Genomic DNA, 14,438 nt, shown 5'->3' on the forward strand with positions numbered 1-14,438 from the left:
TTCCAGTTAAAAAATTCGGTAATTCGCAAACCGGTACGCCAACCAATAAGACACCGAGATCAGCAGAAAGGAAACGAACGATTTCAGTAATCCAATAGCGGTTGCCGGACCATATTGGGCATCTGAGACACCAATGCGGTAAATCAATGTATCCAAAATATCTCCGCTTTCGTAAACTTGAGGACTGTATAAATTAAACACTTGGTCGAATCCAGCATTTAACACATTACCTAAACTTAACGTAGTCATCAGAATAACGATCGGTAAAATTCCCGGCAGTGTGATATGAAGAGTTTGCTTCCAACGGTTGGCACCGTCAATGATGGCCGCTTCATACAGGGAGGGGTTAATGCTTGTCAGTGCAGCCAGAAATACGATGGTATTAAAGCCAAAATTTTTCCATGTATCCGTTAGAACGAGTGTAATGGGAAACCACTTGTTATCGCCAAGGAAGTATATAGGATCGATGCCGAACCAACCCAAAGCCTGATTAACAATACCGTTCTGAATAGATAGGATATCGATGAAGATACCGGCAAGAATGACCCATGACAGGAAATAAGGAAAGTAGATTAACGTTTGAATGCTGCGCTTCACAGCCTTTTTTCGGATTTCATTCAACAGTAAAGCGATGATGATCGGTACGATATTTCCCAAAATGATTTTCATAGAAGCAATGTAGATGGTGTTCCATATAATGCGGTACGTGTTCGGCATTTCCAGAACGTATTCCAGATTCGTGAGTCCAGTCCACGTCGAGCCAAAAACTCCTTTGATAGGATTGAAATCCTGAAACGCTATAATGTTACCGAACATAGGAATATATGAGTAAATAAAAACAATAACTATGCTAGGAAATACTAGGATATGCAACGGTAGCTCACGGCGCCATTTACCGGTTTTCATCTGTCATCCCACCTTCCGGTTGTGAAATAAAGAAAGGAAAAAAAAGCCAATCTCTTTCTCCATGTTTCCTTTTCATTATTTGTACCTTTTTATTTGTTTTGAGTTGCAGCCCATTCATTTACTTCTTTCGTAATTTGGTCGCCTCCGGATTTTTTCCAGTTATCCACGAATTTGTCGAATTCATCTAACGGCGCGCCAACGATGATCTTCGTGATCATTTCTTTCTCTAAATTGAGCAGTGTCGACCATTTGAGCGTCATGGTTTGGGTCTGCACGCTAGTGCGATATTCATTTGTATACAGAAGATCGTTTTCCTTATAGTGATTCAGGACGGCGAAGGAGGAATTTTCTGGACCTGCCTGACGTACCGTCGACCAAAACGTTTGATCGCCATTCATGAACGCCTGATAAGCATCGTAGTCCGCCTTTTGCTCTCCGTTCATTGCCGATGGATCATTGGATGCCACAGCATTCTTCAATGCCTCGTAACGTCCGGGAACATCCTTATTGGGCGGAAAGCCATACACGAACGGCCACTTGAATGCTTCAAGACGGTCCTTCGTCACTCCCCATGTGTTCCAATCGCCTGTTTCTCCGAAAAATTTCTCAAAGTTCATGTTAAACATCTTTACTATGACTTCGGGATGCTTATAGTTTTTATTCACAACATAGTATGTTCCGATCGGGAAGCCTACGGAAGGACGAGCTGGTTTATCATCGATAGAAGGAATCGGATACGCTTTCCAATCCATATTCGGATTCAGCTTGCGCGCATCGTCAAATGGATAGTAGGGATTGGAGTTTGCCCCAAACGTAATGCCTAATTTATTTTGTCCGAGAAGCTCCGCCTCCTTGGCAGCGTCCTTCGCTCCGAATTCCTTATCGATTAATCCGGATTTGTACAGCTCCTGCAGCTTCGCAAGGGCAGGCTTCATTTCCGGCTGGATCGCCCCATACGTCAACTGACCAGAAGCATCCTTGATCCATGTCCCGCTCGGATTAGCATGATATGCATTGAAGAAACTCTCCAAATCGGCAAAACCATCATAAATGTTCTTGTTCGCTGCCAATCCTACAACACCTTTGCCGCCATCACCATTCGGATCCTTGGTAGCGAAGGCTTCCATGATGTTGAATACATCCTGCATATTTTCGGGGTCAGGCAAGTTTAACTTCTTCATCCAGTCCGAACGAATCCAAAGAACGTTAGCATCTGTAATATTCCCATTAAATCCGGGTATCCCCAAAAGCTTTCCATCGATCGTAGCGGAAGTCATAGCCATACCGCCATCCTGCTTGGCCACATCCTTCGTATAAGGGGATGCGTATTTCTCGAACACCTCTGTAAGGTCAGCTAACTGTCCGTTCTCCGCCAGTTGCTTGAACTGCTTGGCATTCACAGCCACAATATCCGGTAGCTCGCCGGAAGCGATCATGAGGTTCAACTTTTTGCTAAAGGCACTATCACTTCCGCCGGAGTTGTCTGCAACCCAATCATAGATCAGATTAATGCCAAGCTCGTCCTTGTAAGCCCTTGTCCAGAGGTTATTGCCGATATCCTCTCCCTGCGGGAATTTATAGCTTCCGTTAATCCCGCGTACCGCATGGACATCAATAGGGGTCTCGTATTTCCCAAGTGGCCCCGCAGCATCTGCTGTCGTTGGTGTGTTCTTGCCGCCGGCAGGGGACTGACTGCTTGCTGCTTGATTGTCTGAATTGCTGCATGCCGTAGTTAGCAGGGCGACACTTATGAAGCAAGCCATAGCCGTAGATATAACCTTTCGTCTGTTCAAACCAACTTCCCCCTCATCGTATAGTGTTGTATTACTCTCTTCCTCTGTATTATAGGAGGGTGGTTTGTGCGCTATCTACTGACGCATCTATACCTTTTGTAACCAATATTTACTTCTGCAGTTCGCGATATTCCTGCGGTGTAAGTTTGGTGATCGATTTGAAGAACCGGTAAAAGGACCGTTCGGACAGGAACCCGACACGCTCCGAAATATCGCTCATCCGAATGCCGGGATTTCTAAGGAGCTCCTTGGACTTCTGCAGCCTGACTTGTTTGATCGTCTCTGTAACCGACTCCCCTGTATGATGCTTGTATAATCTCGACAAGTACGATGGGTTGAGCGACACGAAATCGCTTAAACGAGTCAAGGAAAGGTCTCCGTTCAAATACTCATGTATATATTTCTTGATCTTCGTGATGACGTCGTTCTCGGAGTTCGTATATCCCTCAGATCGATGATTAAAAATCAACTCCGCTAATTCTCGCAAATAATCAAACGCCGAGTTCCATGTCTTATGGGCTTGCATCATCGTCAGCTTATCTAGGTCCATCTGTTCGGCAGCCAGGCGGAGGACAGAGCTGTAATTCAGAATGGAGATGTAAATGACGACTAGCATATAGTACCACTCCGTTCTGGCTTTCTCAGTCTGCGCATCCTGGGCAGCAAGCAAAGCGGTTATCCGATCAAATGCAGCCAAGTAGGCTTCACGTCGTCCGGCTTCCAAATCATTTTTTAAGTCGATCCATAAATGAGTCTGTAAGGGACTTTTTACAGGTTCGAATCGGCCGTGATCCGTACCATAGGCTTGGTCGGTCAATAATAGCTCTTGACCCAAGCCAAGCCCATATCCGAATAAACGTTTAATCGTTATAAAGCGGATAGGCAGCTCCTCCCACCCGCAAGGCTTGCTGGCTACTATAATGGAGAGTTTGATCTTGAGCAATTGCCTGCTTGTATGTTGGATTTGCTCCAAAGTACCTTGGACAAACCTAAGGATTTGATCCCACGAATCTACAGCATCTGATTTCGGTTGGATGAACCAAACCATGCGGAAGCGTTCGTAATCCGTGAAAGTGACACGAGTCGAAACACCTAGCAATTCTTCTGAAATATTTTGCACCGCATATATGATCAAGGCCCGGTCGAATGTGCTTAGGCCCTCCCGCCATTCATCTACGCGGCCTACAACTAAAAGAACGGGTTGGGAAGGGTGGAGTGAAATGGACAGCTGAGTAAACTGATTGTGAAGGTTGCCGAGCGCATAGGATTCTCCTTGAAGAATATCGCGAAGGTAATCTTTCTGAATATAAGGTAGCGCCCGCTGCAGCAAAATCGTTGTTTTCTGAAGCGTGCTATGCATGTCCATCTCTTCGTCCAGCTTCGCGATTGCTTTCTTGACGGATCCGATAATGGTTTCGTCGGTCTCCGTTTTAAGCACGAAATCGAACGATCCGTTTCGCATCGCTTCGTGGATATAGGTAAATTCGTTATAGCCTGTCAGGAAAATGACCTTGCAACGTGGCCAAAGCTCCATAATTCGCTGCTGTAGTTGGAGTCCGGTTATTCCAGGCATCTGAATATCGGACAGAACAATGTCAATCTTCGTTTGCTTGAGCCAATCGATCGCCTCTAGCACATTGTAGGCACGATACACCTCCAGCTCCATGTCTGTTTGCTCTTGAAATAGATCGGCCATCCCGTCCACAATCACATCTTCGTCGTCAATAATCAACAATCGGTACATTCGGTACCTCCCTAATCGGAATGCATATCTCGGTTCGCAACCCGCCAAGGAAGCTGCGCTTTACAAGGACACCGGCATCGGTCCCGAACTTCAATTGCAGACGCCGATGCACATTGATTAATCCCGTCGTTTCCATATGTTCATTATGAGAATTCAGTTTGGCTTCAAGAATACTCAATTGCTCGTCAGTCAATTCTTCTCCATTGTCCTCAACAGCAATACAAATCAGTTCCATCTTTACTTCACAAGAAACGCGGATGATTCCGTTCGTAATCTTGTTCTGCAGTCCGTACTGGTAGGCGTTCTCCAGAAGAGGCTGAATGATAAGCCTTGGTACATTCAGAGAAGCATACGTGCACGGCATATCAACAAAATCGGTCCGCAGTCTCTTGCGGAAACGAGCCATCTGGATGTCCGCATAGGTACGGGCGTGTAACCACTCCGCTTCCAGCGTTACCTCATCATCCGCATTTCTCGTAATATATTGAAAATAATTACCGAGGTGTTCAACAAAGCTAATTGCGTTTTTATTGTCATCCGCCGCTATCATGCGCTTCAGGACAAAAAAGCTGTTATACAAAAAGTGCGGATTGATTTGCGACTGCAGCTGCTTCAGCTCCGCGCGCTGGCTATGAATCTTTTGTTCGTACACTTCCTGGATCAACGTGTTCAGTCGGCTGATCATAGCATTAAACTGCCGATACAGATAACCGAATTCAAAGGCCGTTTTGTAGGGGATCGAAATGTCCATATTGCCGCTCTCCACGCGGCGAAAAGCGGATACAAGTGAACGCAGAGGCTTATGGATCATCCGATAAATCCAATAAGAGAAAAAGATGATTACTGCTACTGATAATACGGACAGCACTAACAGCATCACGAAATAATGACTAAGGGGATCGAGAATTTGTTTCTCCGGCACATACACGAGCAGGGTTGCATCCAGCATCTCGGATGGTTCGTACGTGACGAGGTAGAACTGATTGTCAATCTTGAGACGTTCGCTTCCCGCTTTATGATCGTTGGGTTTGTTCTCCCATAGCTTCTTCAAGGTTTGAATAAGCGCAGCTTCTCGGGCTTCTTGGGTGGAAGTGATATACCAATCTTGCTCTCTCGCAAATAATACGGCCCCCCCTTCCGCTGTATTGGGAATTTGCTTAAGCACGTCTCTCAGGCTTCTCAAAGAAATCTCAACCTTAATGATCGAAGTCGGCGCCTGCGCTGCGGTTAGACCTAAGGGGAATAAGCTGCCCATGAAGAGGCGGGCGTCCAGCATGGTAAAAGGCGACAGCGTTTTATATTGCACAGAGCGAATCTCGCTTATTTCTTTAGCCGGAATGGCCGCCTCGTCATAGCCGCTCCCATGAATCGTAATTCCCATCGAGGGGATGTACAACTTCGAACTTGAAATATACTGGCTAGAATTATTCAATAGAAAGAGTTTGCTCTCCAACCGATTCAACATTTTAAACCGTTCAAAGGTGGGGATATTCGGGTACAAATTGCTTAAAGTAGACAAGTCGCCGTCATTAATGAAATCCCGCATGGATTTGGTCACCCGACTCAATTCGGCTTCATACGAGGATAAGTAGAAATGAACCCGGGATTGCATCGAATTCGTAATTTCCTGACGGACGCTTGCCGCACCTGACATGTTGATGTATAGACTTAAGGTATACATTGGAATAATCGACAATAAAAAGGTTAATACCAGGTTGAGATAAATAGATGATTGCCGTAGACGCATTTGTTTCCCCACCTCCTAATATCCCATGAAAGAAATAAAGCAACCGACGGAATCCCGTAAGCTGCCTTATTAACCTATTATAAGTCTAATCAACATAATCTTCCACTTACTATTTTTGATTTATTATGACCAATTTTTATGTGACAGGCTGCCGACTCAGCCGGCAGCCTGTTTTTTACAATCCTTTATCCCGTTGATTCCATTCGCCTGTTACTCGATTGACATTCCAAGCTTTTTATCCCCGAACGACACGGACTCCATGCCCGCTTCTTTCCAGTACCGAACGCTTTTGATTACTGACAGGTTCTTTCTTTACTCTGATTTAATTTTATATTTGGTTTTCACATCAGGATTGTTAATATATTCCGCCCACAAATCTTCAACTGATTGCCCTGTTATTTCTTTAAAATCATTAATATGGAAAGTATTCTGTTGCATTTGTTTGTTTAATATATCTACTACTTTATTATTCTTGTTTTGTTCGATCCATAAGAGAAAGCGTGCAGTCTCTCCATAACCACTATTATAATTATCAGTTTCTTTGGGTTCTCTAAATTTCCAATCATCATGGTGAGGTCCGTATACATATCTAACATAATCTGCTATTCCTTCTGTAATCCACCATGTCTCATCGTCATACCTTGGATACGCTTGTACAATGTGTGTTAATTCATGTGTAAATAGCCCTAAATCCCATGGATGATTAAGGATCCATTTAGAGCTTACAACAATCAACCCATCATCTGCATATGCTACTCCATCGTATGTAGGATCGAATTTTAAAATCACTTTTTTGGTTGCAGTTTTTGGGTCAGCAGCATACTTTGTTAATAATTTTGGATAGACATCAAAATATAGTTCAACAAAATCACTAATAATAGGCTTGATTGCTGGATTATCCACCTCATTAATCACTTCTAAGATATATCCACGTTTTTCATATTGTCCCCCAGATTCAACAACATGAGATTTATTAGCGCTTTCATTTGCCAAAACATGATGGGTACTTAAAGTACTTAAAAGTATAACTGCACAGACTACACTACTTAACAGCTTTTTCATGAAAGATCGATCCTCCTAGATCTATTATTCAGATTTGATAGATAGAATATAAGATTCTAGATGACTATACTTTTAAGCGGTATGACCTTTAATCAGCATGAAATCATGTTAACTATTAAAAAACTATATCCCTCCTTCCTTTGTATGTTAATTTCTCATGACTCATTGATCACTTTGTCTTGACGATCCTATCATCCTGTAATAAAGCAACCGACAGAATCCTGTAAGCTGCTTTATTAAACCGATTATAAGTCTAACCGACACAATCCTCCACTGACTATTATTGATTTTATTATGACCAATTTTTACGTGAAACGGCATCCTCAATTTCCATCAACCTCGAACCGGTAAACACCAATCTTTCCATCGATTTTGTCCAGTAGTTCTATTCCTACATAGCTTCTTTTGGCGGCCAGCAATTCGAACAGATTCTCCGCACTCTGCTCTACGGTGAACCAGTAAGCGTGAAAATCCATTGGATTCACCTGGCTTGTTCTTGGGATCAAATACTGTACGGGCAGGACGCCGTCGGAAATTCGAAACGCTTCATTGGAAGGGGGGGAGCAAATCTAATGCGTTTTGAGTAGGCCTAAGAAAAATGCAAAAAAGGATAACCGTAGGTTGCGGTTGTCCTTTTTTGCATTTTTATTCACGCTTTTACTAAACCGTGAGGGTCGATAACAAACTTCTTCGAGGCTCCCCTATCAAATTCCGAATAAGCAGCAGGAGCTTGATCCAGCGAAATCTTAGTGGCATTGACGGCTTTAGCGATTTGCGCTTTGCCTTTCAGGATGGCCGTCATCAAATCGCGGTGATACTGCATGACCGGCGTCTGTCCGGTTACAAACGTGTGGGATTTAGCCCAGCCTAAACCCAAACGGATTTTCAAAGTTCCGATCTTGGCATCATCGTCGATCGCTCCCGGGTCTCCCGTTACATACAGTCCCGGGATACCGAGTCTTCCTCCAGCCCGGGTGACTTGCATGATCGAGTTCAATACCGTAGCCGGCGCTTCGCTATGATTATTACCATGGGCATGTGCCTCGAAGCCGACGCAGTCAATTGCGCAATCGACTTCCGGGACACCCAAGATCTGTTCAATTTGCTCGGATAAATTCGGATGCTCCGACAAGTTGACGGTTTCACAGCCAAAGCTTCTCGCTTGTGCCAATCTTGCGCTGTTCAAATCCCCAACGATCACAATCGAAGCTCCAAGCAGTTGTGCGGAATGCGCCGCAGCCAGACCTACCGGACCTGCACCAGCAACATACACGGTAGCGCCCGGCTTCACACCAGCACTAACCGCACCATGGTAACCTGTTGGGAAAATATCCGAGAGCATCGTGAGATCAAGAATTTTCTCCATCGCCTGCTCTTTATCCGGAAATTTCAGCAGCTGAAAATCGGCGTAAGGCACCATTACATATTCCGATTGGCCACCTACCCAGCCGCCCATATCGACGTAACCATAAGCAGAACCGGGTCGATCCGGGTTTACATTGAGGCATACGTGGGTATTGCGCTCTTTGCAGTTCCGGCAGCGTCCACAGGCGATATTGAAAGGTACGGACACAAGATCGCCTTTTTTGATAAACTCTACATCACGACCTACCTCGATCACTTCGCCGGTAATTTCGTGACCTAATACAAGTCCGCTTGGAGCAGTTGTACGCCCCCGCACCATATGCTGATCGCTGCCGCATATATTGGTCGTTACTACTTTCAGAATTACCCCGTGATCACATTTTCTGCCGACATTAAGCGAATTAACGCCTGGCCCATCCCGCAGAACCAAATCCGGATATTGAATATCCCGTACCTCCACTTTCCCAGGTTCAACATAAACTACAGCCCGATTTTCAGCCATTGCTCCTCACTCCCATCAAATATTTCCGGTTTGAACTTTTAGAGCATTCTTCCAGGCTTCTTGCAGTAATTTTTTTAACAGCAAAGCCTGATTCCAGCGATTTGAGTTGAATATCTAAAGTAATCTCCGTCAAAACAATGACCTCATATCAGTTATCCCTTTAAAGATCCGGCTGTCAAGCCATCGACAAAATATTTATGACCCACAATGCTCAGGATAATTAAGACTGGAATGGACATTAAACAAGCACCGGTAATTGGCGACGCATAATCGATCTCGTACGGGTTGTTCATCAATGTAATGCCGACAGCAAGAGTCATCTTCGTATCCGACGTCAGGTAGATTAATGGTCCTAAATAATCATTCCAAGAGCCCATGAACGTCAAAAGAGCGACAATGCCTGTTGCACTTTTGCTGAGAGGTAAAGCAATCCGTACGAAGGTTCCTAATTCCGAACAACCATCAATACGGGCGCTGTCGTAAATTTCTTCAGGAATCGATACCATCACTTGGCGAATGAGGAACACACCAAATGCGCCAACAATGCCAGGAAGAATTAATGGATTGAAAGTATCCAGCCAGCCAAAGGAACGGAACATAATAAACGATGGTACGAGCGTTAGCTGTCCAGGAATCATAATGGTAGCGAGCATTGCAGTAAAAAGAACACTTTTATACTTAAACTGATAGCGGGCAAAGCCAAACGCCACTAAGGAATTAAATAAAATGGACAACAAAGTAACTGATACGGAAATCGTTAAACTGTTGACTAGCTGCGTACCAACAGGAAGCTTTTCTAACAGGTGCGTAAAATTTTCTAAAGTGGGATGCATCGGGAACGGATTCAAGGGTTGGCCTACAATGTCATTATATGGTTTAAAGGATGTTCCTATCATAAACAAAAACGGAGCAACAAACAGGAGGCTGATTACAATAAGCACCAAATAGGAGCTCCCACGTACTACCTGTTTCCTGATAGCAACGAATCTTGCTTCTTCTTGAACCTTAACGCTCCGTGTAACTGTCACCTCATTCAAGCTTTTACCCTCCTTAACCCTCACCTTGATTTCTCACATTAAAGAATTTTAATTGAATTAATCCGATGATGAGCATCAGTATGGTAAAGACGTAGCCTAAGGCTGCAGAATAAGGGAAATCATTTCCCCGGAAAGCCGTATCATACATATAGCTGGTCGGGAAAATAAGCGATTGCTCTGGGCCAAAACCTTTCCCTGCCAATATAAATACTTCGCCAAACATGCTGTAAGAACCAAGAATCGCTTGAAATACAATAAAAGTCATGATCGGGCGCAGCATGGGTATTGTAATATGCCACAAGCGCTGAAAAGGGTTAGCTCCATCGATTTTAGCAGCTTCAATTAAATCGGCGGGCACGTTTTGCAACCCCGCCATAAAGTATAAAATATTTATACCTAAATATCGCCAAGTACAAAGAAGAATAAGCGACGGCATCGTCCATAACGGGTCATCTAGCCACGATATTTTCTCAATGCCGAACAATCCGAGAAACATGTTGAGTACGCCGCTTTCATGGTTAAAAATAAATCCAAACATGATCCCTACAGCTACCGCGGAAGTAATGTTCGGCGAGAAGAAAAAAGTGGCGAAATAACCTTTTCGTTTAGCTATATGAGGTCTATTAATTAAGAGCGCGATCCCCAGAGCAAAAGGCAAAATAAAAAACAGGCTCCCAATCGTGAGTTTGGTACCGTTCCACATAGATTTCCAAAATAATTGATCCTTCAAAACGAGGATGTAATTCTGCAACCCGGCAAAATTATACGTATCCATCCCTTGATGGAAGCTGAGCCATAAACCGTATAATGAGGGATATAAACCAAAAATCGCATAGGCGATAAAGAACGGACAAATAAAAAGAAATGGCGCCATCTTAAAGCGAAATACCGAGTTAAACAAAAAAATCCCCCTCACTTCAAGGTTGGAAGAAGAGATACGTAAAACCTGCATCTCTTCTTCCATTACCCCTTAATTTTGCCTACTTGCTTCCGCGTCAATCGAGCTTTGTGTTTCTTTTGCCACGTTCGTCAGGAATTCTTCCGAAGTCATTCTCCCCTTCTGATAGTCAGGCTCAAATTTATCCCATGCTTTAGTGACAAGCGGACGCCACCAAGCTTGGTTTTGATTTGGCGCTTTTGGAATCAGGTTTCCATATAGATTGGCGAGATCTTGGCCGCCGAAATATTCCGTCATTTTACTTTGCGCATGCAGTGTCGGATCTTTGGATGCGCTCTCAAGAGCAGGGAACAAGTTGATGATTTGGAATCCTTTAACAACCATCTTCGTATTCAAATGCGTAAGCTTCAAATATTCCCATGCCAGGTCTTTGTTCTTGCTGAATTTGGAGATCGCCATTCCTGTACCGCCCGCTACAGTTGTCGGTAAGGAATTCGGTCCTCCTTGAGGCATCGGCACAGCCGCCCATTTACCGCTTAATTCAGGAGCGTTTTGAAGCAAAAAGCCTGCCCACCAATCGGCGCCAAATCCCGCTACATATTTGCCTTTTTTAAAGGCTGCCCAAAGTTGCGGTCCATCTGGGCTGTTTTTATCCATAATTCCGGCATCTTTCCAAGCGCGAATCCGTTTCAACACCGCTGCAGCTTCCGGCGTATTAAAGCCAATTTTACCGTCCGCTGTTACGATATCGCCTCCTTCTTGCCGGAGCAACATCTCAAAGCTTCCTTGATCTTTGATTGTTCCTGGGAAAATAAATTTATCTTTACCAAGCAATTTTTTGGATATGCCTACAAATTCATCCCAGGTTTTGATTTTGGAGACGTCAATGCCTGCCTGATCGTAAATATCTTTACGGTAATATAATGCCGAAACGCACGCGGCAATTTCAATTCCATAAGGCTTTCCGTCAACGGAATACAGCGCCTGGCGCCCTTTCGGAATCGCATCTGTTAATTTATCCCTTTGCATGTAGATGTCCAACGGTTCAAAAGGTATATTACCTTTGATATACCTTGGAAACGCGGATTGCTCTACATCGATTAGATCGGGAGCATCCTTGCCTCCAGACTTTGCCACAATCGTATATTTGTCATTAAGTGCACTATTTTCCAATAGCTTAATGTCAACCGTCACTTCCGGATGTGCACTTTCGAATTCTTTTTTTGCTTCCTGATAATATTTATTGTGTGTATCGACAAAGGTCCAAACGACCAATTTTTTCTTTTCACCTTTGCTGGTTTTATTACTTTCCTGGTCTTCTTTTGGGGATTCTTTTACAGTATCCCTAGAACTGGATGCAGCACTGTTACTGCCGCTGCTGCATCCAGCCAAGCTTACACTAATTAAAAGTGCAGAAGCATAAAGAAGCAATTTCTTCATACATACACCCCTTAAGATTAAAAGTGTTTTGAAAGCGCCTTCGAAATTGCATACTTCACGTCTCTCTTGGCAGGTAGTTATCACTTCCTCTCAACTACTCGCACTATTTGTCTGAATACTCTCTACAAACATACTTGCTTGAACTGAGATTTAGCATACATGAAATTGATCTTTATTTGTCTGAGTTTGATCTTCTTTCCTTTACCTAATCACGATGTGCATTGATCGACGTCTTGTTGCAAATCAACCGGTGGATACAATGATCAATATATGGAATACCTCCCTTTAAGTAACAGTTGCGTCGACTAGGTATTAAGCCCCATAATGTAACTCGTGTTGTCTGGCTATTTGTTCAGAATACATAACTACGAGCTCAGGTTTTGGGAGGTAATACTAGAAATGAAAAAAATGTTTACAAGTGTATTAATTGCAGCTACGGTTGCTGTGGCAGCTATTCCGGCCGCATATGCGGATGGTGGAACGAACTCCTTCGTTGATATTGAGAATTCCTATGCAAAGGATGCCATTCAAGACTTGTTTAACAAGGGTATCGTGACAGGTATGGATAATAAAGGCCACTTTAGCCCTAAAGGAACTTTGACTCGTGCTCAGTTCGTTACGATGATGGTGAAATCATTGGGCTTGAAAGCTGACGCTACGACATCTTCGTTCACAGATGTAAGCGGATGGTCTCTCCCTTATGTGGAAGCTGCATATCAAGCAGGTATCATTAACGGTGTAGGCAAAGACAAGTTTGACCCTAATGCTCCTGTAACAAGAGAAATGTCAGCGACGATTTTGGTGAAATCGCTGGAAACGAAAAGTGATCTTGATGAGCAGGATGCAGACCTCACTTTTAAAGATGCAGGCAAAGTTTCAACATGGGCAGCTCCTTTCATTGGCCTTGCACAAAAATATAAGCTAGTCAATGGCTTCCCGGATGGAACATTCGATCCAAAAGGAATTTCTAACAGAGAGATGGGCGCAGCTATGGCCTCCAACCTGTTGAAAGCAATTGATGCGGTGACTAATGAAACTCCAACGGCACCAGTAATCAGCAATGTCAGCATTAAATCCAGCAATGAACATCCTTCACTAGCAAAGATCGGTGATACGATCACGCTAACATTCACAACGACTGAGCAAGTTACGAAACTAAGCGGCTTCAAAATTAACGGCAGCAACCCGACTTCTTTTAAATCTGAGGGGTCAGAAAACAATTGGACTAATACTGCAACTTATGTGCTGGAAGAAACTGATCCTGTTGGTCCGGTAAACTTCCAAATTAATGTGAAGAACGCAGCTGGGCTTTACTCCATTACTACAGAAGCAACGAGTGATGGAAGCTCTGTAACTGTTCTAGCCGCTCCTGTCATCAGTGATGTAACAATCGTTTCGAGCAACGAAGATCCGACTAAAGCGACTGTCGGTGACACTGTCACGTTGAAGTTTACAACGGATCAAGAGGTTGCTAAGCTTAGTAACTTTAAAATTAACGGAGGCAATCCTACTTCATTCACTTCTACCGAGCAAGCGAATCATATATGGGTTAACAAAGCAACTTATGTTATTGATCCTTCGGACCCTACCGGTCCAATGAATTTCCAGATCAATGTAAAAAATTTGGTAGGTTCGTACTCGATCACAACCGAAGCAACAACGGATAAGAGTGCTGTAACTGTGTATTAATTAATCTCGCATAAACAGCCATGACATTTAAGTCATGGCTGTTTATTAATTCATCGAGTTCGTACCCTTTAGCGGAACACTAAGCAAAGATTCAACCCTCGATTAATCCCAAATATCTAATTTTCGTCTTCAAAATTAAGACCATCTTTATATTTCTTTGTAATCATTCCAACCTTCTCCCCAGCTGTTAACTTTTCTTGTTGTACCCATTCAATATTACTTGCATAAGCTGTTATAGAGTGGAAAGTTTCATTT

The 14,438-nt window shown here is 43.6% G+C and carries 11 protein-coding genes; 1 reads left to right on the plus strand and 10 read right to left on the minus strand.

The window, feature by feature from the left end:
- Positions 1-6 precede the first annotated feature (6 nt).
- The 10 genes from MUG84_RS07260 to MUG84_RS07305 all read right to left on the minus strand — a co-directional run bounded on the left by MUG84_RS07260 (position 7) and on the right by MUG84_RS07305 (position 12,494).
- On the minus strand, positions 7-906 hold the full coding sequence (locus MUG84_RS07260) for an ABC transporter permease (protein WP_244722561.1): 900 nt from the start codon (positions 904-906) through the stop codon (positions 7-9).
- A gap of 89 nt (positions 907-995) precedes the next feature.
- The gene (locus MUG84_RS07265) at positions 996-2,699 is read right to left on the minus strand and encodes an extracellular solute-binding protein (protein WP_244722564.1); all 1,704 of its coding nucleotides are present in this window, start codon (positions 2,697-2,699) and stop codon (positions 996-998) included.
- Between the two features lie 109 nt (positions 2,700-2,808).
- On the minus strand, positions 2,809-4,443 hold the full coding sequence (locus MUG84_RS07270) for a response regulator transcription factor (protein ID WP_244722567.1): 1,635 nt from the start codon (positions 4,441-4,443) through the stop codon (positions 2,809-2,811).
- Positions 4,421-6,190: a sensor histidine kinase gene (locus MUG84_RS07275; RefSeq protein WP_244722571.1), complete on the minus strand. Its 1,770-nt coding sequence runs from the start codon at positions 6,188-6,190 to the stop codon at positions 4,421-4,423. The genes MUG84_RS07270 and MUG84_RS07275 overlap by 23 nt, the downstream gene beginning before the upstream one ends.
- A 312-nt stretch (positions 6,191-6,502) precedes the next feature.
- Positions 6,503-7,252 (minus strand): basic secretory protein-like protein, encoded by a 750-nt coding sequence (locus MUG84_RS07280; RefSeq protein WP_244722574.1) that lies wholly within the window; start codon positions 7,250-7,252, stop codon positions 6,503-6,505.
- 323 nt (positions 7,253-7,575) lie between these two features.
- The gene (locus MUG84_RS07285; RefSeq protein WP_244722578.1) at positions 7,576-7,728 is read right to left on the minus strand and encodes a hypothetical protein; all 153 of its coding nucleotides are present in this window, start codon (positions 7,726-7,728) and stop codon (positions 7,576-7,578) included.
- Positions 7,729-7,901: 173 nt separating this feature from the next.
- Positions 7,902-9,119, minus strand: coding sequence for a formaldehyde dehydrogenase, glutathione-independent (fdhA, locus tag MUG84_RS07290; protein WP_244722582.1), 1,218 nt, complete (start codon positions 9,117-9,119; stop codon positions 7,902-7,904).
- A gap of 152 nt (positions 9,120-9,271) precedes the next feature.
- The gene (locus tag MUG84_RS07295; RefSeq protein WP_244723363.1) at positions 9,272-10,147 is read right to left on the minus strand and encodes a carbohydrate ABC transporter permease; all 876 of its coding nucleotides are present in this window, start codon (positions 10,145-10,147) and stop codon (positions 9,272-9,274) included.
- 22 nt (positions 10,148-10,169) lie between these two features.
- On the minus strand, positions 10,170-11,120 hold the full coding sequence (locus MUG84_RS07300) for a carbohydrate ABC transporter permease (RefSeq protein WP_244722586.1): 951 nt from the start codon (positions 11,118-11,120) through the stop codon (positions 10,170-10,172).
- Between the two features lie 6 nt (positions 11,121-11,126).
- Entirely contained in the window at positions 11,127-12,494 is a 1,368-nt protein-coding gene (locus MUG84_RS07305; protein WP_244722589.1) for an ABC transporter substrate-binding protein, read from the minus strand.
- A gap of 399 nt (positions 12,495-12,893) precedes the next feature.
- Here MUG84_RS07305 and MUG84_RS07310 point away from each other — a divergent pair, with 399 nt between their 5' ends.
- Positions 12,894-14,183: an S-layer homology domain-containing protein gene (locus MUG84_RS07310; protein ID WP_244722592.1), complete on the plus strand. Its 1,290-nt coding sequence runs from the start codon at positions 12,894-12,896 to the stop codon at positions 14,181-14,183.
- Positions 14,184-14,438: the final 255 nt, after the last annotated feature.

The sequence above is a fragment of the Paenibacillus mangrovi genome (assembly GCF_022898935.1).
GTDB classification, from domain to species: domain Bacteria; phylum Bacillota; class Bacilli; order Paenibacillales; family Paenibacillaceae; genus Paenibacillus_AQ; species Paenibacillus_AQ mangrovi.

What these genes read in the sequence shown, in the direction of transcription:
- MUG84_RS07260 (WP_244722561.1), bottom strand. Translation starts at nt 906, where the DNA reads ATGAAAACCGGTAAATGGCGCCGTGAGCTACCGTTGCATATCCTAGTA.
- MUG84_RS07270 (WP_244722567.1), bottom strand. Translation starts at nt 4,443, where the DNA reads ATGTACCGATTGTTGATTATTGACGACGAAGATGTGATTGTGGACGGG.
- MUG84_RS07275 (WP_244722571.1), bottom strand. Translation starts at nt 6,190, where the DNA reads ATGCGTCTACGGCAATCATCTATTTATCTCAACCTGGTATTAACCTTT.
- MUG84_RS07280 (WP_244722574.1), bottom strand. Translation starts at nt 7,252, where the DNA reads ATGAAAAAGCTGTTAAGTAGTGTAGTCTGTGCAGTTATACTTTTAAGT.
- MUG84_RS07285 (WP_244722578.1), bottom strand. Translation starts at nt 7,728, where the DNA reads ATGGATTTTCACGCTTACTGGTTCACCGTAGAGCAGAGTGCGGAGAAT.
- fdhA (WP_244722582.1), bottom strand. Translation starts at nt 9,119, where the DNA reads ATGGCTGAAAATCGGGCTGTAGTTTATGTTGAACCTGGGAAAGTGGAG.
- MUG84_RS07300 (WP_244722586.1), bottom strand. Translation starts at nt 11,120, where the DNA reads ATGGAAGAAGAGATGCAGGTTTTACGTATCTCTTCTTCCAACCTTGAA.
- MUG84_RS07305 (WP_244722589.1), bottom strand. Translation starts at nt 12,494, where the DNA reads ATGAAGAAATTGCTTCTTTATGCTTCTGCACTTTTAATTAGTGTAAGC.
- MUG84_RS07310 (WP_244722592.1), top strand. Translation starts at nt 12,894, where the DNA reads ATGAAAAAAATGTTTACAAGTGTATTAATTGCAGCTACGGTTGCTGTG.